The following is a 23,738-nucleotide window of genomic DNA, read 5'->3' as shown; positions in this document are numbered from 1 at the left end:
ACCGGTTTCAGGACAAGACATACACGAAGACAGGGAGGGAAAGCACGCCGCATGATTGCAGATCGGTGCGGCGTGCACCGGATTTATGCGACTCGGCGATAGACCAGATGATAAAAACGCCCGTCGCACATGCTCATCATCTCATCCGTCAGTACCCGGCCCTCCATCCGGACCGGCGATACCAGCGCTTCTTCGACGGCTTCCATGGAGGGGTAGTCGATTTCCTGAACCATGATGATGGCGGCGGCGTCCGGGTCCGTACGCTCGGTGCGCATGACCCGCACGGCCTGCGCGTTGGGCATGCGCTTCCAGACCGGCAGAAGCTTCTCCTCGACGATGCGGAAAAATTCCTCCTCCCGGCCGGGGTGGATATTGCCTTCGAAAATGGCCGAACGTGTGTACATGCTTTCCTCCCGAATGAATGCCGATTGCAACAGTTCTGTAGATCGGACTTGCAATGATACCGATAACATGCATTACTCTTCCTGCCAAGAACGCGAAATGATGTCGATGAGAGGAAAATCGATATTCGGCAAAAATCATTGAATTTACTTGTAAATTCGAGTGGTTTTGAGCGTTTGCGTCATCTTGGGAGGAGTTTTTTGTAAATCGCGTCGAAATGTTATCGAGAACATTTTTCGATCTGCGCAAGGCCGGCTGTTCCGTTCGGGCAGCCACTATAAGGTTGGAGGAGAAACCATGAGCATATCCAGATTCCTGAAGAACATGACCGTTGCCGTCAGCGTTGCCGCAGCAGCGCTTGCCGCGACCACCTCGGCCCATGCCGTTTCGCTCAGCGAGATCACGGCGCGCGGCAAGGTCAAGATCGGTGTTCTCACCGGTGCGCCGCCGATGGGCATGGTGGACGAGAAGGGTAATCCTTCCGGTTATGACGTTGATGTCGCCAACCTCATCGGCTCTTACCTGTCGCTGCCGGTCGAACTGGTGCCGCTAACGCCGCCTGCGCGTATTCCCGCCCTTCAGACCGGCAAGGTCGATTTCCTTGTCGCGACGCTTGCGCCGACCGGCGAACGCGCCAAGACCGTGATGTTCACGCAGCCCTACAGCGCCTTCAACATGGACATCATCTCCGGCAAGGACCAGAAGTTCGAAAATCTCGACAGCCTGAAAGGCAAGCGGGTTTCGGTCAATCGCGGTTCCTCGCAGGAAACCGCGCTGCGCAAGGCCAATGTCGAAGGTCTCGAAATCGTCGTCTATGAAGACGATTCCACCAGCGCCCAGGCTCTGCTTGCCGGTCAGGTCGATGCCGTAGCCCTGCCGTCCACGGTCGGCGAGGCGATCATCAAGCAGCGTCCGGAAGCCGGTCTGCAGGTCGGTTTCACCTTCTTCCAGCAGGGCAATTCCATGGCGACGAAGATGGAGGATTTCGAGCTGCGTCAGTGGCTGAACACCTCCATCTATCTCATGAAGATGTCGGGTGACCTTGACCGTATCTCGGTGAAGTGGACCGGCCGTCCGCTGCCGCAATTGCCAAGCTTCTGATTGAGCCTTTCAACGCGCCCGCCGGGGAACATTCCGGCGGGCCGGGAAATGTCAACGGAGTGACGCATGTCCTATACTTTTCAATTCGGCGCGCTCGCCCAATATCAGAACGAGATTCTGAACGGCATATGGCTGACGATCAAGCTGTCTGTTCTCTCCATCGTGCTCGGCTGCGCTTTCGGCATTCTTCTGGCCTCGCTGCGTTCCATCAATGGCGGCATCGTCCGCATCATCGTGGACGCTTACGTGGAGGTAATCCGCAACACGCCATTTCTGGTGCAGCTTTTCATCGTCTATTTCGGTCTGCCGGGTCTCGGCTTTCGCGTCGGGGCGGATACGGCAGCGCTGATCGGCATGACGATCAACCTTGCCGCCTATTCGACGGAAATCATCCGCGCCGGCATCGAGGCGGTGCACAAGTCGCAGATCGAGGCGGGCGAAGCGCTTGGTTTCACCAGATACCAGATCTATCGTCACGTCATCATCGTGCCTGCCATCGCCAAGGTCTATCCCTCGCTGTGCAGCCAGTTCGTGCTGATGATGCTGGCATCGAGCATATGTTCGGCCATTTCCACCCACGAGCTTGCGGCTGCCGCTGCCTTCGTGGAATCGCAGACCTATCGCTCCTTCGAGGTCTATATTGTCGTCACGCTCATCTATCTTGCGCTGGCGCTCAGCCTGCGGCTCATCCTTGCCCTCGTCGGCATGTGGCTGTTTGGCCGCCGGGTGGCGCGCAAGACGATGACCGCCTTGCCGGAGGTGCAGTCATGACTCTTCGAACATTCGGCTGGAACGAGTTCGGCTTTCTGCTCACCGCCCTGCAATGGACCGTGCTTCTGACAATCATTGCGCTCATCGGCGGCGGCATCGTCGGCTTTTTCATCGCACTGGCCCGCACGTCGGATAACAAGCTGCTGCGCATTGCAGCCGGCACCTATATTCAGGTCATCCAGGGCATTCCGGTACTGATGATCCTGTTCCTTTCCTATTACGGCCTCAGCCTTGCCGGACTGGAACTGCCGCCACTGATCGCCGCCGGTGCATCGATGACGATCTATACGTCGGGTTATCTCGCGGAAATCTGGCGCGGCTGCATCCAGGCGGTGCCGAAGCAGCAGTGGGAAGCATCGGAATCGCTGGCGCTCACCCGCGCCCAGCAGTACCGATACGTCATCCTGCCACAGGCGATCCGCATTTCCCTGCCGCCGACCGTCGGTTTTGCCGTTCAGGTCGTCAAGAATACGTCCATCGCATCGATCATCGGTTTCGTCGAACTGGCGAGAGCGGGGCAGCTCATCAACAATGCCACGTTCCAGCCGTTCCGCGTCTTCGTCGCGGTGGCCGTGCTTTATTTCATCGTCTGCTACCCGTTGTCCCAGCTGTCGCGTTGGCTGGAAAGGAGGCTTCATGCCGGAAGTAATCGTTGAAAACGTTCACAAGAGCTTTGGCGCTCTGGAGGTCCTCAAAGGTGTGTCGCTGATGGTCGGTCGCGGAGAAGTCTTCGCCCTCATCGGCCGCTCGGGTTCGGGCAAGAGCACGCTGCTGCGCTGCATGAACGGGCTGGAGAAGATCAATTCCGGTCGCATCGAAATCGCCGGCCATGCGCTGGGCGACGATGCCAAAGCGCTGCGCAAGCTGCGTACCGATGTCGGCATCGTCTTCCAGAGCTACAATCTTTTCCCGCATCTGACGGTCGGCGAAAACATCATGCTCGCCCCGCGTATCGTCAAGGACGTGGCCAAATCGGAAACGAAGGACATTGCCCGCGAGGTTCTGCAACTCGTCGGCCTGTCGGAGAAATTCGATTCCTATCCCGACCAGCTTTCCGGCGGCCAGCAGCAGCGCGTGGCGATTGCCCGTTCGCTCGCCATGCGGCCGAAGGTTATGCTGTTCGACGAAGTGACTTCGGCGCTCGACCCTGAGCTGACCGAGGAAGTGCTGACGGTTATGGAAAACCTCGCCAAGGGCGGCATGACCATGATCCTCGTTACCCATGAAATGGCTTTTGCGCGGCGCGTGGCGACCGAAACCATCTTCATGCACAAGGGCAAGATCTGGGAGCAGGGCCGCTCGGCGGAACTTTTCGCCAATCCGCAAACGCCGGAACTCCGGCAATTCGTCAAGGCCGATGTGAAATAGTTCACCGGCACAAAGGAAAGTTCATGACTACTGAAATCTTGCAATTGTGCCCGTTGATCCCGGCACTCGAACAGGAACTTGCGCAGCGCTTCACAGTGCATCGCCTGTTCGAGGCTGCAGACAAGGCGGCATTCCTTTCTGAAAAGGGTGCTGCAATCCGCGGCGTCGTCACCGGTGGTCATATCGGCCTGCCGGCGGATATTGGTGCGGCACTCCCCAATCTTGAAATTGTCGCCATCAACGGCGTCGGTTTCGACAAGGTGGATCTGGCGGAAGCCAAGCAACGCGGTTTCCGCGTTTCCAATACGCCTGACGTGCTGACGGCGGATGTTGCCGATCTGGCGCTCGGTCTGGTTCTGGCGCAGGCGCGCAAGCTGCCGCAGGCGGATCAGCATGTGCGCACCGGCCAATGGCTGAAGGGCGATATGGGTCTTTCCACCCGTGTGGCCGGCCGCCGCTATGGCATTTTCGGCCTCGGCCGCATCGGTCAGGCGATTGCCAGAAGGCTTGAAGGGTTCGATGCGCGGATTTCCTACACCGCCAGAAACCGCCGTGACGTGTCCTATGACTATTACGACAGCATCGAGGCGCTGGCCGCCAATTGCGATGTGCTGATCATCGCCGCCGCCGCCACCGCCGAAACACGCCATATCGTCAATGCGGATGTGCTGAAGGCACTCGGTCCCCAGGGTGTGCTTGTCAATGTGGCGCGTGGTTCGCTGGTGGATGAGAAGGCGCTGGTTGAGGCGCTTTCCAGCGGCACGATCGGTGGGGCAGCTCTGGATGTCTTTGAAGACGAGCCGCGTGTGCCGGAGGCGCTTTTCGCCTTCGATACCGTCACGCTCGCGCCGCATGTCGGCAGTGGCACACACCAGACCCGGCGCGCCATGGCCGATCTGGTTCTCGCCAATCTCGATGCCCACTTCGCCGGCAAGGACCTGCCGACGCCGGTTGTCTGACGAATGCCAGATTGACGTTTGTCGTCTGACGGCGCGGCTTCTGTCGCGCCGTTTTCGTTTCCGGCTGCTTTCGGCGGATAGGGCCGCGAAAGACGGCAATTACCGCGCAATCTCCTCCCTTTGTTCATCTTTATATAAGACGTACAATCCTACTATTCCGCTTCCTTATAAAGCGATGAGGCGGAGAGGTGCGTTCCAAAGGTCCGAAGACACCCGTGCAGAACCGGATGTCGCGAACGAAGCGCGACGTAGGCCCTTCCGCTCCTCCTGCAACCGCCGAAAACACCAACCCCTCCGACCGGCACGCGCTATTGGAAGCGATGATCGACCATGTGCCGGATTTCATCTATGCCAAGGATCTGGAGGGGCGCTTTCTCTTCGCCAACCGGGCGATCGTTAGCGAGAACGGCTTCGACACCGTCGAGGAACTGATCGGGCTCACTGACACCGATATTCATGGCGATGCGGCAAAACTTGCCGGCATTCCCGATACCGAGGCGCGGGTGATGCGCACCGGCGAGCCGGACCTCGGCTACGAGGAGCGCGCCATGCGCGGCGATATCGATCGCTGGCTGATGATGTCGCGCGTGCCTCTCAAGGACAAGGCCGGCAATATCATCGGCGTGGTTGGCGCCTCGCGGGATATAACCCAGAAAAAAGCCTCGGAGAGACTGCTGCAGGCGCAGGCGCGCATTCTCGAAATGATCGTTGCGGCAGCGCGTATCGAGGATTTTCTCGAGGAGTTCGTCACGGCCATCGAAAATCTTGCCACCGGGCTTGCCTGTGCCGTGCGGGTGTTCGATGCGGTGCCGGGTGAGCTTTCCGTCTATGCTTCTCCCGCACTGGCATCTCATGAAGGGCTCACTACACTGCTTTCTTCCGTCAAGGATCCCGCCGATCTCACCTGCCCGCCGGATAATATCGCCTTCAGTTTCGATATTCCCGCGAGCGAAGGCGTGGCGCATGGCTTCGTCTGGTGCATGCTGGCCGCCCGCACGCCGGATGCGGCGCTTGTGGAATTTATCGGCGCCGCCGCACGGATGGCTGGCCTTGCAATCGACCGGAAACGGGCGGCGGAACATATCGCCTTTCTGGCTGATCACGACATGCTGACCCGGCTACCAAATCGCCGTTTTCTGGATACGAGGCTGCCGGACATATTGGCGGCGGCGGCAAGGGCGAAACGAAAGGTCGGCATCGGCTTCCTCGATCTCGATAATTTCAAGCAGATCAACGATACGCTCGGTCACAGCATCGGCGATGCTTTGCTGTCGGAAACGGCGGAGCGCATTGCCCGCAGCCTGCGGCGAAACGATCTTGTGCTGCGTGTGGGCGGAGACGAATTCGTCATCATTCTGGAAAAGGACAGGGAAGATTTCGAAAGCCGGCTGCAGCGCATCCGCGCAGCCGTTTCGCAACCGCTTCGCCTTGGCAATTATGATATCAAGGTCACATGCAGCATCGGCATGGCGTTCTTCCCGGAGCATGGCGAAACCACGGCGGAAATCGTCGCGGCCGCCGATCTGGCCATGTATGAGGCCAAACATAACGGTCGCGATGGCATCGCCACCTTCACGCCGCGCATGGCCGATGATCTGCGCAAGAAGTTCACCCGCATCGAGGAGCTGCGAAAGGCGATGGAAAGGGACGAGTTCGTCCTGCATTTCCAGCCGCAGGTCGATCTTCGAACCGGGCGCATCAGCGGCGTGGAGGCGCTGGTGCGCTGGCAGCATCCGGCAGAAGGCCTGCTCGGTCCTGCGGAATTCATCGGCCTTGCGGAGGAAACCGGGCTCATTGTGGAACTGGGAGAGGCCATTCTCAGAAAAGCCTGTCGGCAGGCGCAGGTCTGGACCGCTGCAGGTCTCTCGCCCGTCAAGATGGCGGTCAATATCTCGCCCCGGCAGTTCCAGAGCGGCCTGGTCGATCAGATCCGGTCCGTGCTGAAAGAAACCGGCCTTGCACCATCCCTTTTGGAAATAGAAATCACCGAAACGCTTATCATTCAGGATGTGGAAACATCCGTGCGCATCATGCGCGCCATCAAGCAGATGGGTGTCAGCCTGGCGCTGGATGATTTCGGCATCGGTTATTCCTGCCTCGGCATGCTGAAGACCTTTCCACTGTCTTGCATGAAGATCGACAGATCGTTCCTCACTCATTTGCCGGAAAAAACCAAGGACAGCGCCATAGTCTCGATCATGATCCAGCTTGCCGGGTCTCTCGATATCGATGTCATTGCCGAAGGTGTGGAATTCGGCGAACAGGCCACTTTTCTGCGCGCCGCCGGCTGCCCCTACGGGCAGGGCTATTATTTCAGCCGCCCGGTGCAGGCGGAAGTGATCGGGGATATGCTTGGCAACATGACGATGTTCCCAACCGGCCTGTCCAAGGAAATGCAATAGGGGCCGCTTTGACAGCCCGCCATTAGCGGGTTGGCTGAACACGGAGTGCGCTCTGTCATCTCCGTCGCATTGCGCCGTTTCGATTGCTGCGCCTGCTATTCTTCTCCGCATCGAACCCGGCAACGAAAGCCCGTTTTGTTTCCTTTCGTTATAAATGCAGATGCAGTCCTCACCCCGCAAGGTGCTGGCTGCCGGGGGTGTGGATTGTAATATAATTATATTTGCATATCGTGTTATATTTTATAAGTAATTAATTGGATTATTGAGAAATATAACATAAAATTACTATATATAAATCTGTTAATTTGTTGTAATTTTACTACTTAATTTAAGAGTGTACTTTCTATATATTTAAATTTGTTCGATTTGAATTGCGAGTCTCCGGTACTTTCTGTCATTTGCTGAATCAGCGCAGAGAGGCGGGCGGCAGGGAAAAGACCAGCCCTCAGTTTTGCGCATTTGTTGAAAAATTTTTGACTGGAGATTAAAAATGAACATCAAGAGCCTTCTGATCGGCTCCGTTGCCGCTCTCGCAGCAGTATCCGGCGCACAGGCCGCTGACGCTATCGTCGCTGCCGAGCCGGAAGCCATGGAATATGTTCGCGTCTGCGACGCCTTCGGCACCGGCTTCTTCTACATCCCCGGCACCGAAACCTGCCTGAAGTTTGGCGGTTACATCCGTTTCCAGACCAACTTTGGCCGTGATGCCAAGGGTACGTCTGACTGGAACTCGCTCACACGCGCTCAGTTCGAAGTTGACACTCGCACCGACACCGAACTCGGCGCTCTGCGTGGCTTCATCGGCCTTCGTGGCAATGCTGACAACGGTTCTTCCTCGTCCTCGAGCGTTTTCGTTGACCAGGCTTTCATCGAACTCGGCGGCCTAAAGGTCGGTAAGTTCTACAGCTGGTGGGACGACAGCCTCTCTGGCGAAACGGACGACCTCTCTTCCAACGCTCTGTTCAACTCTATTCGTTACACTTACGACGCAGGTTCCTTCTGGGCAGGCGCTTCGGTTGACGAACTCGAAGGCATCTCCGTCGGCACTTACAACGAGCGTGACAACAACATCGGTGTTGCTCTCGGCGCTGGCGCAAAGCTCGACAGCGTAACCCTCCAGCTCATCGGCGGCTACGACACTGACCGCGAAAACGGCTCTGTCCGCCTGATCGCAACGGCTGGTGTTGGTCCTGGCACGCTTGGCCTGTCCGGTGTATGGGCTTCCGGTGCAAACGCTTACTACAGCGTGTCCGAGTGGGCAGTTGCTGCTGAATATGCGATCAAGGCAACCGACAAGCTGAAGATCACCCCCGGCTTCCAGTACTACGGCAGCTACGGTCTCGTTTCCTGGGATGAGTTCTCCAACAACGACGCCTGGAAGGCTGGTCTGACGGTTGATTACAAGATCACAGACGGCCTCACCACGAAGCTCACCGCAAACTACCTCGATATCGACAACAAGCCTGAGGCTTGGACCGGCTTCGTTCGCCTGCAGCGTTCGTTCTAATACTGCACATAAGAAAAAAGCATAAACCTGGTTAGATGACTCAGATCCACCCCGTTTTCGAACGGGTGAGTGCTAGCTCCAGTCAAAGTTCCTGACATGAAGTCAGGTTTGCTCCCCGGACCCCTCCAGGCCGGGGAGTTTTTATTGTCGTGAGGGATTGCGCGCGGCTTTGTCGACAATGTCATCGCGGCCATCTGCAAGCGTGGATGCATTGCAGCGCTTGATGGCCCTGTTTTGCCAGATTACCGACCGAACGCCGGATCGGGCGGCAGGGGCGGGTGGACCGGTTCTTCGAAGGTCCGCAACAGGCGTCCCCAACCCGGATCATGCATGTGTGCTTCAAGACCGGCGCGGGCGGCGAGGGCCAGTGCTTCTTCCTGCCCGAAGGAGATGGCCGCATCGACATCCGTCGTCAGAACGCGACCGTTTTCCATCAGCATCTTGCCATCCACGAAAACGGTGTCGACGTCGCTTCCCAAAACCTGATGTACGAGGCGGTGCACAGGCATCCACATCGGCATCAGATGCGGTTTACGCATATCGATGATGGCGATATCAGCCTTTTTGCCGATTTCCAGCGAACCAATTTCATCCTCCATGCCGATGGCATGGGCGGCGTCGATGGTAATCATTTCGAATATCTTGCCGGGCGGCAGCAGGTAGCGATCGTGATTGTGCAGAAGATGTTGCGTGAATTGCGCCATGCGCGCGGTCTGCAGCATGTCGAAGTGGCGGCTGGGTGCCGCGCCGTCTGTAGTGATGGCGACACGGATACCCTTGGACATCATTTCCATGATCGGCGTCGCGCGGCCGGGCGGAGCATGGGTCACGCGCGTGCCGGTTTCCGCCAGAATGTCGATCTCGTCATGCGAGATGCCCCAGCAATGCTGGAGGTGGATGTCGGGGCCAAGCAGCGCATTTTCCTTGTCCTGAAAGGCCATGCGGATTTGTCCCGCGAAAGCGTCAGAATGCAGTCGGACGCCCATTTTGCGGGCGGTCTCGCGTATCCGGCGGGCCTGCATGCGGTCATTGTCTGTCAGTTTCACCGCCTGGTCGGGGCTTGAAGCGTTGGAGGGTTCAACCGAGGGGACGATGGTGAAGGGTGTCAGGAAGACGCTGATGCGTCCATCAGCCGTTCCGTTCAAGGCCTCAATCGTGGCTTCGCTGCCCTCGATCATCTCCTCGAAGCTGATGTTGCGGCGCTCCGGAGAGCCGCTTTCCCATCGGGTCACCGGGTGCGGCCAGGGCAGGCCGGAAGGTCCCACACAGATGATTTCGCGAATCCCGATCTCGTCATAGGCGCGGGCGTGGTTGATGGCAAAGACAGGATCATCGGCGCGTGGCATGGAGGTGATGATGCTGGCGCCGGTGGTGACACCGGCGCGCAGCCGCTCGATGCCGGAGACAAGGCCGTCCGCATACCAGTAGTCGCGCGTGACATAGTGGTAATAGGTCGGCGTCACCACCTTCATCCACATCGCATTGGTGTCGGCGGCAATGCTGCGGATCAAGGCGTGCCCGGCATGGCCATGGGCATCGATGAGGCCGGGGATGATGAGTTTACCCCGGCAGTCAATCACCTGCTTGTGGGTATGGCGTGGCGCCAGTTCCTCTGCCGTGCCGATATCGACGATCCGGTCGTCCTTTATGGCGAGGCCACAATCCTCGATGATGCGTCGCTCGCGGTCCACGGTCACCATCGTGCCGTGCAACAGCAGAAAATTCCCCATTTAGCCTTCCTCCCATGTGTTCGCAGCTGGTATTCAGGATGCGTCGATTTTGGATACGATAATTGTCAACAATATTATTGACAATAAGGCTGAGCGAAACAATACTCCGCCTTGTCCGGCCGGTAGGTCAGCCGGCACTTCAACGATTTATAAAAAGGGGGGATCAAATGTCCCGAATGAGAAGTTTCGTCCTGGCCGCCCTGGCGGCGGCCGCCATTGCCGTTCCCGCAAGTGCTGAAACCCTGCGTTGGGCCGGCCGCGCCGACCTTTATTCGCTCGATCCATATTCGGTGCCGTCCACCTCCAACCTCGCCTTTCTCAATCATATCTATGAGGGGCTTGTCCGTTACGGACCCGACTTCAAGATCGAGCCGGCTCTTGCGACGGAATGGAAGCTTGTTGATGGAAAGACCTGGCGTTTCACCCTGCGCAAGGGTGTGAAGTTCCATGATGGCGCCGATTTCACCGCTGACGATGTCGTCGCGTCCTTCACGCGTGCCTCGGATGCCACTTCGCCGCTGCGCGGTAATATTCCGGTTTTTGCAGGCGTGAAGAAGGTCGATGATTATACCGTCGATCTCGACGTCACCGCACCCACCTCGCTTTTCCTCAACGACATCACCAATATCTTCATCTTCAACGCCAAGTGGCTGAAGGATAACAATAGCGAGAAGCCGACCGATTTCGCCTCCAAGGTCGATGGCTATACGACGATGCACACCAACGGCACCGGGCCCTTCAAGCTTGAAAGCCGCGTGCCCGACAGCAAGACGGTTCTTGTCGCCAATGAGGCCTGGTGGGATCAGAAGAAACACAATCTCGACCGCATCGAATTCGTGCCGATTGCCTCTGCTGCCACCCGTGTTGCAGCTTTGCTTTCCGGCGAAATCGACCTGATCGATTCCGCACCGATCCAGGATTTGCCGCGGCTTGAATCCTCGCCCAATATCACGGTGAAGAAGCGCACCGAGTTGCGCACGCTGTTCATCGGCTTCAACCGCCGCGAAAAGCTGGAGGACGGCAAGCCGAACCCCTTTAACGATCTTCGTGTTCGCCAGGCATTCGAACTGTCGATCGATCGCGATCTCATCAACAAGAAGGTCATGCGCGGCCTTGCAAGGCCGTCCGGCTCGCTCATCGCGCCTGAAATTTCGGGTTATGCCAAGTCGCTCGATACATTCCAGCCCGCCGATCCGGCGCAGTCGCAGAAGCTTCTTGCCGATGCCGGCATGAAGAACCTCGCTTTCACCTATACCTGCATGAATGACGAGAGCATCAACGAGGAAGATATCTGCTCCGGCGTCGCCAACATGCTGAAGCGTGGCGGTTTCCAGCCGACGATCGACATCGCTCCCCGCTCCGTGCAGTCTCCGAAGCGTAATGGCGGCAAGGCGGATGTCTTCAACCTCAGCTGGGCGAACGAACCGACGCTCGATGCCTTCTCCTTCCTGTCGCAGATACTCTCCACCCGAAAGGGCGCAATGGGCGTCTCCAACTATGGCGGCTGGTCGAACCCCGAGATCGACAAGCTGGTGGATCAGGCAGCGCAGGAGCAGGACAATACCAAACGTCTTGCCCTTGAAGAGGCGGCCTTGAAGATCGCCAAGGACGAGGCGATGCTTGTGCCGCTGCACCAGCAGCCGATTGCATGGGCGATGCTTGGCAAGGTGAAGAGCGTCGATTTCCGCGCCGACAACAAGCCGCGCCACTGGCTGACGCAACTCGACAAATAATCCGGAACTCTGAAAGGCGTTCGGCATCGTGCCGAACGCCTTTTGGGCCATCCGGGGCAGCCTTCGTCACTTGCGGGCATATTGGGCAGAAAGCGATGCGGCTCGTCGCCGCTGGAGATTTGCCAGTAGCTGCCGATGTTATTGTCGACAATGCGGCAGGCGTAAACGACCTGTGCCCCGTCTCTGGAAAAGAATGGTCGAACCTGGCTGGCATCATGTCCATGGGTTCGCATCCGAGAGGTAACAATGCTGGTTTTCATCATCAAGCGTATGGGAAATGCCATTCTGGTCATGCTTTCCGTCGCGCTTATTGCATTTCTCATTTTCAGGCTTGCCGGAGATCCCGTCGAGCTGATGGTGGGCGAGCAGACATCGCAGGAAGATCGCGCCGCTTTGCGTGAGCGGCTCGGCCTCAACGACAGTCTGCCCACGCAATATTTGCGGTTTGTCAAAGACGCGGCCCAGGGCAATTTCGGCGTTTCCTATCGCAACGGCCAGCAGGTGCTGCCGCTCATAGCGGAAAGGTTTCCGGCCACGCTGGAGCTTGTTCTGGTGGCCACGGTCCTTTCGCTCGTCGTTGGCCTGCCGCTTGGGGTGCTGACGGCGATCCGGCGTGGAAAGTGGTATACGGAGGGCCTGCAGTTCCTGTCGATTGTCGGCGTCTCGCTGCCAAGTTTCGTTGTCGGCATTCTGCTTATCCTCGTCTTTTCGGTGTCGCTTGGCTGGGCGCCGGCCTTCGGTCGAGGCGATGTCGTGCAGCTTGGCTGGTGGTCCACGGGCCTGCTTACCTCGTCGGGGCGTGCGGCGCTCATTCTGCCCGCCATTGCGCTCTCGCTTTACCAGATCACGCTGGTCATGCGCCTGGTGCGCGCCGAAATGCTGGAGGTGCTGCGCTCCGATTTCGTCAAGTTCGCCCGTGCCCGCGGCATTCCCCGCTGGCGCATCTATTTCCGCCATGCGCTGCGCAACTGTCTGATGCCTGTCGTGACGCTGACGACGATGAATGTCGGTTCGCTCATCGCCTTTGCGCTCATTACCGAGACGGTGTTTCAGTGGCCGGGCATGGGCATGCTGTTCATACAGGCGGTGACATTTCTCGATATCCCCGTCATGGCGGCCTATCTCTGCATCATTTCCTTCATCTTCGTTGTCCTCAACACGTTCGTCGACATTGCCTATGCGGTGATCGATCCGCGTCTGCGCACCGCGCGCTAACCGAAGGGAGCCGGTTTCATGGCCACAGACCTTCCGCAAACGGCAAAACCTGCCCGCCCGTCGCTCATCAAGCGCAAACGCAACAGCGATCTCTACTGGTCGTTCAGCCACAGCAGATCGGCCAAGATCAGCGCGCTGATCCTGGCGATCCTCATTCTTGCCGCCATTTTCGCACCGCTGATCGCACCGCAGAACCCCTATGACGGCGCTTCGCTCGACATGTGGAAGGCCGAACTGCCGCCGGTGTGGCAGGAGGGTGGAGAATGGCCCTACCTGCTCGGCACGGATACGCAGGGGCGCGACATGCTCTCCGCCATCCTTTACGGCACGCGCATATCCATCGTCATCGGTGTCGCCTCCGTGGCGCTGTCTCTGGTCATCGGCATGACCGCCGGTCTGGTTGCGGGATATTTCGGCGGTTTTTCAGACAATCTCCTGATGCGCATCGGCGATATCACGCTCTCCATTCCGACAATTCTGGTGGCCATCCTCGTCTCCACGGTCGTCAGGCAGATGCTGCCGGACAGTCTTCGAGAGGTGGGCGCATCCGCCGTGCTCATTCTCGCCATCGCGCTTTCCGCCTGGGTGCAATATGCGCGCACCGTGCGTGCCCAGGCGATTGTGGAGACCGGCAAGGATTATGTGCAGGCGGCCAAGCTCATCGGCGTTCCCGCGCGCCGCATCATGGCCAACCATATTCTGCCCAATACGCTGACGCCGATCATGGTTGCCGCCACGCTGAATTTCGGCATGGCGATCCTGACTGAGGCGACGCTGTCGTTCCTCGGCATCGGCATGCCGCCCAGCCAGCCGTCGCTCGGAACGCTGATCCGCATCGGCAACCAGTTCCTGTTTTCCGGCTCCTGGTGGATCGTATTGTTTCCCGTTTTCCAGCTCTGCCTGCTCGTCGTCACCGTCAACCTTCTGGGTGATTGGCTGCGCGATGCGCTCAATCCGAAACTGAGGTGAGTTCCATGCACGATCTTCTGCTCCGCAACATCAGGCCCATGGCGGGCGACACCTGCGACATCATGATAAGGCAGGGAAAGATTGCCGGTTTTGGAAAGTTCGAGGCCGAACCCGGCATGCCGGTCGAGGATGGCAACGGCGCAATCCTCGCGCCCGGCCTCATCGATGCCCACACCCATCTCGACAAGACGACCTGGGGCATGCCCTGGCATGAGAACAACCGCGCCGCAATCCTGCGCGGACGGATCGATTTCGAACGCGAGAACCGCAGCCAGATCGGCATCGATCCGCACCGCCAGTCCATGCGCCACGCCATCGGTCTTGCTGCAAACGGCGGCACGCATATTCGCAGCCACGTGGATATCGATCCGACCCACGGCCTGAAGCTTGTCGAAGGCATATGGGAAACGCGCGAGAAACTGAAAGGCATCATCGACATCGAGGTGGTTGCTTTCCCGCAGTCCGGCGTCATGGTCATGCCCGGCACGGTGGAACTGCTGGATGAGGCGCTGAAACAGGGCTGTGAAGTCCTCGGCGGCATCGATCCCTGCGGCATCGATCGCGATCCGAAAGGCCAGCTCGATATCCTCTTTGAACTCGCGGTCAGGCACGGCGTGCCGATCGATATTCATCTGCATGAGGCTGCCGATCTCGGCGCCTTCACCATGGAGCTGATTTTCGAGCGCATCCGCGCCAACGGCATGGAAGGCAAGGTCGCCATCAGCCACGCCTTTGCGCTCGGCATGAATGACTATCTCCGGGTCGGCAAACTGATCGATGAGATTGCCCGGCTCGATGTGGCGATCCTGACGACGGGCGCGCCCTCGGCAAATGTGCCGTCTATCATGCGCCTGAAGGAAGCCGGTGTGCGTGTCGGCGGCGGTTGTGACGGCATTCGCGACACCTGGGGTCCCTGGGGCCAGCCGGATATGCTCGACCGCGCCAAGATCATCGGCATGAAGAACGGTCTGCGCTCGGATATCGAGCTTGCCCACGTCCTGCATGTCGTCTCGCAGGGCGGTGCCGATGTCATGGGCCTCAAGGATTACGGTCTTGACGTTGGCTGTGCTGCAGACTTCACGCTGCTGACTGGCGAGACCCTTGCCCATGCCGTTGTCGACATTGCCCCAAGACCGCTGGTCGTGAAGGGCGGGCGTGTCACCGCCAGAGGCGGCAAGGCCGTGGTGGAGGCACCATGATGAGCGAACCGCTTCAGTCTCTCGCTCTTGGTGAACGTCCCTCCGGTCGCACGCTGCTCACCGCCAGTTGGGTGGTCGGCCACAAGGACGGGTCTCACCGGCTGCTGAAAAACGGCGAGGTCGTGTTCGAGAACGGCGAAATCCTTTTCGTCGGTCATGGCTTTCCCGGTGAGGTTGCTCGCCGCGTCGATTTCGGCAATGCCCTGATCAGCCCCGGCCTGATCGACCTCGATGCCCTTTCCGATCTCGATACGACCATTCTGGGCATCGACAATCACCCCGGTTGGGCGAAGGGCCGTGTCTGGCCTCGCTCCTATGTCGAGGCTGGCCCCTACGAGATGTATTCCGGGGAAGAGCTTGCCTTCCAGAAGCGTTTCGCCTTCGGCCAGCTCCTCCTCAACGGCATCACCACGGCGGCACCCATTGCCTCGCTGTTTTATCGTGAATGGGGAGAAACGGTTGCCGAATTCGAAGCCGCAGCCGATGCTGCCGGCGAACTTGGTCTCCGGGTCTATCTCAGCCCCGCCTTCCGCTCCGGCGGCATGGTGCTGGAAGAGCCGGGACGCATGGTGCCGGTGTTCGATGAGGAGCGCGGCCTTCAGGGACTGAAGGAGGCGGTGTCGTTCATCGAGAGGCAGACAGGAAGGCACGGCGATCTCGTGCGCGGTATGCTGGCACCTGATCGCGTCGAAACATCCACGCTTGCGCTGATGCAGAGAACCGATGCCGCCGCCCGTGATCTTGGCTGCAAGTTCCGCCTGCACATGGCGCAGGGCACCATGGAAGTGGACACGGTCCGCAAGCTCCACGGCTCGACCGCGCCGGTATGGCTCGCCAGGGCCGGCCTCTTGAGCGACCGCCTTATCGCGCCGCACGCCACCAATGCGACGCAGGAAGATCTGGCGCTCTACGCGGAAAACGGCGTGTCGATTGTCCACTGTCCGCTGGTGTCGGCCAGAAGCGGCAGCACGCTGTCGTCCTTCTCCGCCTGCCGGCAGCTTGGAATAAACATTGCGATGGGCACCGATACGGCGCCCGCCGACATGCTGATGAACCTGCTTGTCGGTCTCATCACCTGCCGTATCAATGATGGCGCGCCCGACAGGGTCCGCTCGGCCGATCTGTTCGATGCCGCAACGCTTGGCGGCGCGCGGGCGCTGGGTCGCTCCGATCTCGGGCATCTTTCCAAGGGTGCCCGCGCCGATATCGCGGTCTTCGATCTCGATGACACGGTGATGGCGCCCAGCGTCGATCCGATCACGACAATTGTTACCGGCGGTTCGGGGAAGATCACGCGCGCGGTGTTTGTCGATGGCCGTCTCTCCATGCGGGAGAGAGAGGTCGCGAATATCGATATGGCGCGTGCCCGCATTCAGGCGCAGGCGCAGTTCGATGGGCTGATTGCAAAATATCCCGAGCGAAGCTGGGCCAATCCGCCCGTTTCGGAAATCTTCCCCCCGAGCTACCCGGTGGAGGTGAACACCAATGGATGACATGAACCAGTCGGTTATCGATGTCCGCAATCTGAAAGTCGAGTTTCCCGGCCGCCGGGGAACGGTGACGGCGCTTTCGGACATCAGCCTTTCCATCCGTCCCGGTGAAATCCTCGGTGTGGTCGGGGAATCCGGTGCCGGAAAATCCATGACGGGCCTTGCGATACAGGGCCTGCTGGAAAAGCCGGGCCGCATCGCGGATGGCGAGATATGGCTCGGCTCGCGCCGCATCGACAAACTCGACGACAGGGCGATGGAAAGCATCCGTGGCCGGGAAATCGGCGCGATCTTTCAGGATCCGCTGACCTCGCTCAATCCGCTGTTCACGGTTGGTGCGCAGCTGGTCGAGACGATCCGGCAGCATCTGCCGCTCTCGAAAAAAGATGCGCAAGCGCGTGCGGTCCAGCTTTTGCGGGATGTCGGCATTCCGTCTCCGGCAGACCGCATCGATCATTATCCGCATCAATTCTCCGGCGGCATGCGCCAGCGCGTCGTCATAGCGCTCGCACTTGCGGCATCGCCGAAGCTGATCATCGCCGACGAACCAACGACGGCGCTTGACGTGTCGATCCAGGCGCAGATCATCTCGCTTCTGCGCAGGCTCTGCAAGGAGAAGCAGACCGCTGTTATGCTCGTCACGCATGATATGGGCGTCATCGCCGAGGCTGCCGACCGCGTTGCCGTGCTTTATGCCGGCAGGTTGATCGAGGTTGGTCCGGTCGAACAGGTTCTGCATGCGCCGAAGCACCCCTATACGCAGGGCCTGATGGCCTCCATTCCCTCGCTTGGCGCGCGGGTGGAACGGCTCAACCAGACCGACGGCGCCATGCCGCGTCTCGACGCCATCCCGCCCGGCTGCGCCTTCAATCCGCGCTGCGGATTTTCAGGGCCGCGCTGTCTTCGCGAGCGGCCGGAACTGGAAGCGGCGGGCGATGGCGCCAGCGCCTGCTGGATGAACGCAGGAGGTACAGCATGAAAACGTCCGTGGTTAAAACGCCCGCACAAAAAACGCCGGCATTGACGGTCAAGGGTCTCACCAAGACCTTCGATGTCTCCGCGCCATGGCTCAATCGCGTCATCGAACGGAAGCCCCGGCAATTCGTGCAGGCGGTGAACGACATCGATTTTACGGTGCCGGCCGGCGGCTGTCTCAGCATCGTCGGGGAAAGCGGCTGCGGCAAATCGACGGTTGCCCGGCTGGTGACGGGCCTGTTTCGCCCAAGCGCGGGTGATTTCCGCTTCGCCAAGGGCCGCAAGGATACACCGCTTTCGGCGCAGATGATCTTTCAGGACCCCTATGCCTCGCTCAATCCGCGCTGGCGGGTGAAGAACATCATCGCCGAGCCTATCCGCGAACTGAAACTGCGCGCGACCCGTGCAGAAACCATGGAACGTGTGGAAGAGCTGCTGCGCACCGTCGGCCTTTCGACTTCGGACGGCGAAAAGTTTCCGCATGAATTTTCAGGCGGCCAGCGCCAGCGCATCTCGATTGCCCGCGCTCTGGCGAGCGAGCCGGAGTTTCTGGTCTGCGACGAGCCGACATCCGCGCTCGACGTTTCGGTGCAGGCGCAGGTGCTGAACCTGATGCGTCGCCTTCAGGACGAGCTGGGGCTGACCTATCTGTTTATCAGTCACGATATGAGCGTCGTTCGCCACATGTCGGACCGTATCGCGGTCATGTATCTTGGTCGCATCGTGGAGGAGGGCGACACCGAGGAGCTGTTCGCCCGCCCGCGCCACCCCTATACCCAGCTTCTGCTGCAGACCATTCCCAATATCGACGCGCCGCGCCGCGACCGGGAACTGGTTGCCGGTGAAGTCCCAAGCCCGCTCAAGCCGCCATCCGGCTGCACGTTTCATCCGCGTTGTCCGCTTGCGACGGCGCGCTGTTCGGCGGAGGTGCCGCAGGTGCGCACGCTTACTGGCGGCACACGTGTCGCATGCCATCTGGTGGAAGAGCAGGAAGAACGGGTGGTCGCGGCACGGGAGCTCGTCTGACCGGAAGGTCAGGCGAGTGCGGCGCGCAGATCGTGGGAAAGGTCGCGGATTTCGCTAAGATCGAGCTCCGCTTCGACATGTTCCAGGTGATGGGTCATCAGGTGTATGGCTTTTGCCGGATCGTTGTTGGCAATCGCGTCGACGATTTCCGCATGCTCGTCCGGTCCGCAATTAAAGCGGTCGGTATTGCGGTAAACGGCGGTGATGAGGGAGGAACGCGAAATGAGGTCGCGCATGGTGGTGAACAGGAAATCGGAACCCAGCGTTTCCGCAAGCAGCAGGTGGAAGCCGCCGGAAAGCTTGATGATATCCGTGGTGATGTTGTGAGCATTGGCGACGCGCTCCTTGGCCACATGCTCGCGAAGCCGCTTCAGATCGGCTTTGGTCGCCGATCTGCACAGGCGCTCTACGACACATTGCTCCACGGTGCGACGCACGAAGAACACGTCTCGCGCCTCTTCGACCGATGGTTTCGAAACGAAGGCGCCGCGATTGGGGACGATGGTGACGAGACCGTCGCGTTCCAGCACCGAGAGCGCCTGACGGATACGCGCGCGGCTGACGTTGAAAATCGTCGCCAGCTGCTCCTCTTTCAGCTGCACGCCGGGGCGCAGCCGACGCTCAGCGATCGACAGCCAGACTTTCTCGACAATTTGCTGCGTGGACTGGCCGTTCTGCTCGGTCATTTGTTTCGCTCTCCATTAGGGTTAGAGAAGCGTGATGCCGCCGAAAAAGTCAACTGTTTCAACAGGGTTTTGGTTGCATAATTGTCAACAATATGAAACAATATTGTATACTATAAATAGGACGCCTGTCATGGAATTCGACTTCACCGCGCTTGAGCCGCAGAGCCGCTATCGACTGCTGACGAATTTCATCGGCCCGCGGCCGATAGCGCTTGTCACGACGCGCTCGGCCGCAGGCCACAACAACGCGGCCCCGATGAGCTTTTTCAACGTTTTCTCCCATGATCCGCCCATCGTCGTTCTGGGTATCCAGCCGCGTCTGAATGGTGATGAGAAGGATACGATGGCCAATATTCGCCGCACCGGCGAGTTTGTCGTCAACATGGTCGATATGACCATCTCCGAACATATGCTCGTCTGCGGCCTCGGCTTCGACAGCGAGGTCGACGAACTTTCCATGGCGAAGCTGACGCCTGCACCCTGCAGCAAGATCGATGCGAGCTTTGCGGCGGAATCGCCCTGCGCCTTCGAATGCCGCGTCGAGCGCGTGATCGATTACCCGCGTCGCGCGCTGGTGCTGGGGGAGGTCGTGCATATGCATGTCCACAGGGACTGCCTCGACAAGGAGGGGCATTATGTCGATCCGGACAGATACCAGCCGATCGCGCGCCTCCATGCCGACAATTACATCACCTCGGATCGCCAGTTTGTGTTGAAGGCGCCACCGATGACCGACTTCATCAAGCCAGATGGCAAATGAGCGTCCCGAAAGGCGAGCCTGAATGCATATTCGTCTGATCAACCCGAACTCAACCGCCTCGATGACGGCGCAGGCGCTGGACAGCGCCCTGCGTGTCAAACAGGCGCACACGACGATCTCAGCGACAAATCCCCTCGATACGCCTGTCAGCATCGAAGGCGGGGCCGATGAGGCACTGGCTGTTCCGGGCATGCTGGAAGAGATCCGCAAGGGCGAGCGTCTGGGCGTCGATGCCTATGTCATCGCCTGCTTTGACGATCCGGGCCTGCATGCTGCCCGGGAAGTGGCGCGTGGCCCCGTCATCGGCATCTGCCAGGCCGGCATTCAGGTGGCCATGACCATCAGCCGCCGGTTTTCCATCATCACGACGCTGCCGCGTTCCATTCCGATTATCGAAGACCTCGTCGACAATTACGGCGCTCAGCGGCATTGCCGCCGGGTCCGCGCCATCAATCTGCCGGTGCTCGGTCTCGAGGAGGATCCGCATGCCGCAGAGGCGATGCTGATCCGCGAAATCGAAGCGGCAAAGAAAGAGGATGCGGCAGAAGCCATCATCCTTGGCTGCGCCGGCATGTCGGCACTGTGCGACAGGCTGCGCGAGGCAACGGGCGTCCCCGTGATCGATGGCGTCACCGCCGCCGTCAAGCTGGCGGAGGCATTGGTGGGCGCTGGATACAGCACCTCCAAGGTCAATGCCTATGATTATCCGCGCATCAAGGAAACCAAGCTCGTCGCCTGAGTGAACTGCGGTTTCGGGAGGGCCCGAAACCGCGCATCGGGGAGAGAGGTTAGCGAACGTGCTTCAGTTGCAGGCGGGAGACGCCGGCTGCAACGTTCACGCCCGTACCGACTTCGGCGCTGATGGGCTGAAGTGCGAAGTTCTTGGCGTTACCGCCGATGAGCGCGTTGGCGCCGACACCCACGCCAACGGAAGCTCCGGCGGAAGCGCCGACATAATCACCGCTCAGCGCACCGTCACCGATACGGCTGGCGGCGGTGTTGAGCACGATCCAGCTCATGTAGGTCTTGCCGGTCACGCCGATATCGAGGCCGAGCTTGCCGATGTTGCCGGTATAGCGCTCGGTCTTGCCGGAACGCTGACGGAACTGGCAGTCCACGCTTTTGCTGGAGCCGACAACAAGGCCGACGCCGCCGGCGATTTCGCAGGACAGGGTGCCCACGCGTTCCTTCTGTGCGGTCTCTGCCGTGCGTTTGGAGTTATGCTTTGTTTCGGCGGAAGCGATTGGCGCGAGCGCAAGCGTTGCAATCGCGGTTGCAAGAACGAATTTCTTCATGGTGTATCACTCCTGTTGTTAGTCACGAGATGAATGCGTGGGGAAGACGCATCCAGGTAAGTCCGCGTCCGCTGACGGATCGCCAGATCGGCGATGATCGGCCGCGACGCGAAACATTCTGCGATGATGACCGCTCGTTCGAAGGCGGAAAGAGTTTCAACCTCACCGGTTAGGATGATGCGCCCATCCGAAGATGTGACGGATATGCAGCTCTTTTCCTGCCCATCCGCATAGGCGATCAGCGCCTGCAGCGCGGCGCACAGGCTGACTTCCTGCGGATTGAAACCCGTCGCCCTGTGTGCATCGCCTGAGAGCATCATCGTGAAACCTCCTGCCTTGAACATTTGGGGATCACTTCAAAGCTTTGGTGATGGTGTCTTTCGCCTTGCCAAGTTTCTCCTGCGCCCGGCCGGCAATCTTTTCAGCCTTTCCTTCCGCCTGAAGCTTCTCGTTGCCGGTTATCTTGCCGGTGGCCTCCTTGATGGTGCCCTTTGCCTGGCGGGCAATACCGTCGATCCGGTTCTTATCCATAACGAACTCCTTCCATCGTTAGATGCTGCCGCTGTTGATAACGGCATGATGGAAAGGTAGTTCGGCGCAGGCGCCTTTAGCAGGGCATTAGCTACTAGTTGAACTGGTACAAAATGACCTATTTTCACTCGATCAGGCTTATTTTCCCTTGCGCCCGGCAAAGCCGCGCTCACGCGCCCAGATGACGGCGGCAGTGCGGCGGTTCACGCCGATCTTACCGTAAAGCGAAGCGATATGGTTTCGGATCGTGTGTTTGGAAAGGTGAAGCCTTTCGCTCATCTCCTTGTCGCTGCAACCGTCACAGATCAGCGACAGGATTTCTTCCTCGCGATCCGTCAGGTCCTTGAGCGAGGCGGAAGGCGTTGCACGGCTTGCGTTCTGCCGCAGTCCCGCCAGCCTCTCGACAACGGTGCGGCTGAACCATGAGGTATCGGTCATCACGCTCTCGATCGCTTCGATCAGTTCATTCTCCGACCGTCTCCGCTCGGTCACATCCTGTATCGCCCAGATGACACATTGCTGGTCGTTGATTTCGGCGCGCTCGGCGGAAACGGTGCATTCGGCGGCACCACCATCGCTCAGCTTCATGCGCATGTTTTCGTTGCGAATGGGGATATTGTCCCGCAGCCGCTTTTCCAGATCCCGGCGGGCCGAAACGTCTTCCCAAAGCCGCAATTCGCTTGCCGTCTTGCCCACCACCTCTGCCTCCTTGCGTCCGCATAATTGCAGGAAGGCGTCATTGACTTCGGTCAGAACGAAATCCTCCAGCCTTGAGACGGCGGCCGGTGCCGGTGACAGGCGAAATGACTTGAAGAACCGCTCCTCGCTCTGGCGCAGCGCGTTCTGGGCTTTGCGGCGTCCATCAAGATCGGCGAAAGTGAAGAGCATGCAGGGCTCTTCGGCAACTGCGATCGTCTCGCCCGCAACGATGACCAGCCGGTCGCCTCCCTGTATCGGAATGAGCGCTTCCCGCTGGCGGATGACCCTGCCTTCATGCAGCCTCTTCAGTGCGTCTTCACCGGTATCGCAAGCGGAAAACAGCCCGAGTTCCTCGACGCTGATGCCGATGATTTCCTCGTGCGTAAAGCCCGTCATTTCAAGGAAGCCCTGATTGACGCGGATGAATCGCTCATCCTCCAGACGGCAGATCAGGCCGGGGGCGGGATTGGCATTGAAGGCGCTCTCAAAGCGTGCCTCCGCCTCAAAGCGCGGCGTCTCGTCGCGAATGATAAGGACCAGAACATCAGGTTTGGCACCCGCATCTTCGAGAATAAGCCCGCGCACGGTGTGCACCCGGCTTTCCGCCTCGTCACCGCTTGGCAGTACCTCCACCGTCAGCTCGTCAAAAGTCTCGCCGGCCAGAAGCCGCTCCAGCGGATATTGTCCTTCACCGAGCAGATGATTGTTGCGATAGCGGAGCGTGAATCTGCGCCTGTAATCGACAGCATTCTCGCCAAGGTCCGACAGGGCCTCAATGCGGTGCATCTCAAGCGCCGCCCTGTTCGCCCAGGCGATCGTCCCGTCATTCTCGAGGAGGATAAGCCCGTCGCTCAGCCCGGCTATGAGGTTTTGCAGCACCAGCCGGTTGATCTTGGGAATGTTTACGCTGTCGTCCATGT

The 23,738-nt window shown here is 59.3% G+C and carries 23 protein-coding genes; 16 read left to right on the top strand and 7 right to left on the bottom strand.

All coding sequences use genetic code 11. The features are described 5' to 3' along the window. Window positions 1-83: 83 nt before the first annotated feature. Window positions 84-404 (bottom strand): hypothetical protein, encoded by a 321-nt coding sequence (locus OK142_RS15215; protein WP_216332236.1) that lies wholly within the window; start codon window positions 402-404, stop codon window positions 84-86. Window positions 405-699: 295 nt separating this feature from the next. Here OK142_RS15215 and OK142_RS15210 point away from each other — a divergent pair, with 295 nt between their 5' ends. The 7 genes from OK142_RS15210 (at window position 700) to OK142_RS15180 (ending at window position 8,510) form a co-directional block, all read left to right on the top strand. Beyond that, window positions 700-1,503 (top strand): transporter substrate-binding domain-containing protein, encoded by an 804-nt coding sequence (locus OK142_RS15210; RefSeq protein ID WP_216332238.1) that lies wholly within the window; start codon window positions 700-702, stop codon window positions 1,501-1,503. A 66-nt stretch (window positions 1,504-1,569) separates the two neighbouring features. Beyond that, on the top strand, window positions 1,570-2,274 hold the full coding sequence (locus tag OK142_RS15205; RefSeq protein ID WP_082184744.1) for an amino acid ABC transporter permease: 705 nt from the start codon (window positions 1,570-1,572) through the stop codon (window positions 2,272-2,274). Further along, the gene (locus OK142_RS15200; RefSeq protein WP_003499527.1) at window positions 2,271-2,930 is read left to right on the top strand and encodes an amino acid ABC transporter permease; all 660 of its coding nucleotides are present in this window, start codon (window positions 2,271-2,273) and stop codon (window positions 2,928-2,930) included. The genes OK142_RS15205 and OK142_RS15200 overlap by 4 nt, the downstream gene beginning before the upstream one ends. After that, entirely contained in the window at window positions 2,911-3,642 is a 732-nt protein-coding gene (locus OK142_RS15195; RefSeq protein ID WP_498683644.1) for an amino acid ABC transporter ATP-binding protein, read from the top strand. Before OK142_RS15200 ends, OK142_RS15195 begins: the two co-directional genes overlap by 20 nt. A 23-nt stretch (window positions 3,643-3,665) precedes the next feature. Beyond that, window positions 3,666-4,601 (top strand): 2-hydroxyacid dehydrogenase, encoded by a 936-nt coding sequence (locus OK142_RS15190; RefSeq protein ID WP_216332240.1) that lies wholly within the window; start codon window positions 3,666-3,668, stop codon window positions 4,599-4,601. A gap of 227 nt (window positions 4,602-4,828) precedes the next feature. Then, the gene (locus OK142_RS15185) at window positions 4,829-7,003 is read left to right on the top strand and encodes a putative bifunctional diguanylate cyclase/phosphodiesterase (RefSeq protein ID WP_498683642.1); all 2,175 of its coding nucleotides are present in this window, start codon (window positions 4,829-4,831) and stop codon (window positions 7,001-7,003) included. Between the two features lie 490 nt (window positions 7,004-7,493). Continuing rightward, window positions 7,494-8,510 carry a porin gene (locus tag OK142_RS15180; protein ID WP_498683640.1) on the top strand — a complete coding sequence of 339 codons (1,017 nt, stop codon included), beginning with the start codon at window positions 7,494-7,496 and terminating at the stop codon, window positions 8,508-8,510. Window positions 8,511-8,752: 242 nt separating this feature from the next. On the opposite strand, the gene OK142_RS15175 is transcribed toward OK142_RS15180, so the two are convergent. Beyond that, window positions 8,753-10,240, bottom strand: coding sequence for an amidohydrolase family protein (locus OK142_RS15175; RefSeq protein ID WP_498683639.1), 1,488 nt, complete (start codon window positions 10,238-10,240; stop codon window positions 8,753-8,755). Between the two features lie 167 nt (window positions 10,241-10,407). Between OK142_RS15175 and OK142_RS15170 the strand changes: the two genes are divergently transcribed. From OK142_RS15170 to OK142_RS15140, 7 genes are all read left to right on the top strand, one after another. Next, window positions 10,408-11,973, top strand: coding sequence for an ABC transporter substrate-binding protein (locus tag OK142_RS15170; protein WP_035224936.1), 1,566 nt, complete (start codon window positions 10,408-10,410; stop codon window positions 11,971-11,973). A gap of 246 nt (window positions 11,974-12,219) precedes the next feature. Next, the gene (locus tag OK142_RS15165) at window positions 12,220-13,188 is read left to right on the top strand and encodes an ABC transporter permease (RefSeq protein WP_003499543.1); all 969 of its coding nucleotides are present in this window, start codon (window positions 12,220-12,222) and stop codon (window positions 13,186-13,188) included. An 18-nt stretch (window positions 13,189-13,206) separates the two neighbouring features. Beyond that, entirely contained in the window at window positions 13,207-14,157 is a 951-nt protein-coding gene (locus OK142_RS15160) for an ABC transporter permease (RefSeq protein ID WP_498683635.1), read from the top strand. A 5-nt stretch (window positions 14,158-14,162) separates the two neighbouring features. Next, window positions 14,163-15,356: an amidohydrolase family protein gene (locus OK142_RS15155; RefSeq protein ID WP_080840133.1), complete on the top strand. Its 1,194-nt coding sequence runs from the start codon at window positions 14,163-14,165 to the stop codon at window positions 15,354-15,356. Beyond that, complete coding sequence (locus OK142_RS15150; protein ID WP_498683912.1) at window positions 15,356-16,849, top strand: amidohydrolase family protein; 1,494 nt, start codon at window positions 15,356-15,358, stop codon at window positions 16,847-16,849. The genes OK142_RS15155 and OK142_RS15150 overlap by 1 nt, the downstream gene beginning before the upstream one ends. Further along, complete coding sequence (locus OK142_RS15145) at window positions 16,842-17,825, top strand: ABC transporter ATP-binding protein (protein ID WP_498683634.1); 984 nt, start codon at window positions 16,842-16,844, stop codon at window positions 17,823-17,825. The genes OK142_RS15150 and OK142_RS15145 overlap by 8 nt, the downstream gene beginning before the upstream one ends. Then, window positions 17,822-18,847, top strand: coding sequence for an ABC transporter ATP-binding protein (locus OK142_RS15140; protein WP_498683632.1), 1,026 nt, complete (start codon window positions 17,822-17,824; stop codon window positions 18,845-18,847). The genes OK142_RS15145 and OK142_RS15140 overlap by 4 nt, the downstream gene beginning before the upstream one ends. 8 nt (window positions 18,848-18,855) lie before the next feature. Here the strand turns inward: OK142_RS15140 and OK142_RS15135 are convergent, their stop codons facing one another. Further along, window positions 18,856-19,533, bottom strand: a complete 678-nt coding sequence (locus OK142_RS15135) for a GntR family transcriptional regulator (RefSeq protein ID WP_498683630.1) — start codon at window positions 19,531-19,533, stop codon at window positions 18,856-18,858. A gap of 130 nt (window positions 19,534-19,663) precedes the next feature. On the opposite strand from OK142_RS15135, the gene OK142_RS15130 reads away from it, so the two are divergent. Then, entirely contained in the window at window positions 19,664-20,293 is a 630-nt protein-coding gene (locus OK142_RS15130) for a flavin reductase family protein (RefSeq protein ID WP_498683629.1), read from the top strand. Window positions 20,294-20,315: 22 nt separating this feature from the next. After that, the gene (locus tag OK142_RS15125) at window positions 20,316-21,032 is read left to right on the top strand and encodes an aspartate/glutamate racemase family protein (RefSeq protein ID WP_035224947.1); all 717 of its coding nucleotides are present in this window, start codon (window positions 20,316-20,318) and stop codon (window positions 21,030-21,032) included. Between the two features lie 49 nt (window positions 21,033-21,081). Here OK142_RS15125 and OK142_RS15120 read toward each other — a convergent pair whose 3' ends face one another. The 4 genes from OK142_RS15120 to OK142_RS15105 all read right to left on the bottom strand — a co-directional run bounded on the left by OK142_RS15120 (window position 21,082) and on the right by OK142_RS15105 (window position 23,736). Further along, complete coding sequence (locus OK142_RS15120) at window positions 21,082-21,588, bottom strand: DUF992 domain-containing protein (RefSeq protein WP_003499560.1); 507 nt, start codon at window positions 21,586-21,588, stop codon at window positions 21,082-21,084. Next, window positions 21,585-21,932, bottom strand: a complete 348-nt coding sequence (locus OK142_RS15115; protein ID WP_498683627.1) for a BON domain-containing protein — start codon at window positions 21,930-21,932, stop codon at window positions 21,585-21,587. Before OK142_RS15115 ends, OK142_RS15120 begins: the two co-directional genes overlap by 4 nt. 7 nt (window positions 21,933-21,939) lie before the next feature. Beyond that, window positions 21,940-22,119, bottom strand: coding sequence for a CsbD family protein (locus tag OK142_RS15110; RefSeq protein ID WP_003499564.1), 180 nt, complete (start codon window positions 22,117-22,119; stop codon window positions 21,940-21,942). Between the two features lie 138 nt (window positions 22,120-22,257). Beyond that, window positions 22,258-23,736 carry a PAS domain S-box protein gene (locus OK142_RS15105; RefSeq protein ID WP_498683626.1) on the bottom strand — a complete coding sequence of 493 codons (1,479 nt, stop codon included), beginning with the start codon at window positions 23,734-23,736 and terminating at the stop codon, window positions 22,258-22,260. Window positions 23,737-23,738 lie beyond the last annotated feature (2 nt).

Source organism: Agrobacterium sp. BT-220-3 (genome assembly GCF_025910175.1).
In the GTDB taxonomy this organism is placed as follows: Bacteria; Pseudomonadota; Alphaproteobacteria; order Rhizobiales; family Rhizobiaceae; genus Agrobacterium; species Agrobacterium oryzihabitans.
The sequence above is the reverse complement of the archived record's forward strand: the minus strand, read 5'-3'. Positions and strand labels throughout refer to the sequence as shown.